Source organism: Shewanella sp. DW31 (assembly GCF_015767295.1).
Classification (GTDB): domain Bacteria; phylum Pseudomonadota; class Gammaproteobacteria; order Enterobacterales; family Shewanellaceae; genus Shewanella; species Shewanella oncorhynchi.
The window spans coordinates 1-788 of sequence record NZ_JADWMP020000055.1 but is presented as its reverse complement, the minus strand read 5'-3'; the positions used below and the strand labels follow the sequence as shown (position 1 = coordinate 788).

At 36.7% G+C, this 788-nt stretch carries 1 protein-coding gene; it reads right to left on the bottom strand.

Translation table 11 applies throughout. From position 1 onward, the window contains the following. Positions 1 to 105: 105 nt before the first annotated feature. Positions 106 to 471: a hypothetical protein gene (locus tag GWI56_RS21575; protein WP_198574023.1), complete on the bottom strand. Its 366-nt coding sequence runs from the start codon at positions 469 to 471 to the stop codon at positions 106 to 108. Between the last annotated feature and the right edge of the window lie 317 nt (positions 472 to 788).

Here is a 788-nt window from a genome sequence, read left to right as displayed (position 1 = left end):
TGCGCCATCAAGATAAACAAGATCAGGAACATGAGGCTCAATTGTCGTTGCAGATGATGTAGGTTCTTGGAATAGCCCCTTCCAGGGGCAAGTCAAAGCCGCCTTCTAAGAAGGCGGATTCTTTACTTCTTTTTTAGAGGAAATTAATTGCTCCACCAACCAAATATAACCGATTTCATATAGCTTATTTTGTAGGGAGAACAAATCATCTTCTGGCATATTGTCTATATCAACATTCAATAATTGATACCAATTAAAGGCTTTAAATTCAGAAACATACTCAAATTCACATACTACAGTTAAAAGCCATGCGCCATTCATCATAGAGGCGATGTCGACAAAAAAATCGCAATATGCCTCACCTTGATTTTTACAAGAAATCGCATATTCCCTAACAAGTTCCATAAAATCGGATTTGTAACTATCGAGAGCTTTACTGACGATAGCCCCAAACTCTTCTACATTGTGCATACTTGCCTTCTTATTCAATACTCTAAGCACCCTATAATATCACAAATAACTTACAACACTTTTCACACTATAACTAAATGCATTAATGGTAATGTTTGAAAGCCACAAATTTATAAGCGATAACTTACGATATTTATGAAGCAGATAAGAATGGAAGTAAATTGAGATATTAATGGGAGTGTTTAAAGTCAATATTCTATCGGGTATGAGTGAGCAACAATATTATGAATCAAGGTGGTAACATTTTATTGTCATCCCAAAACCACCGCCTCTGGCGGTGGTGATTGTTCCTTGAGGCTATAGCCTGAATTACGCCC

Excerpts from the sequence above, each read along its gene's own strand:
- GWI56_RS21575 (WP_198574023.1), bottom strand. The coding sequence starts at position 471 with ATGCACAATGTAGAAGAGTTTGGGGCTATCGTCAGTAAAGCTCTCGAT.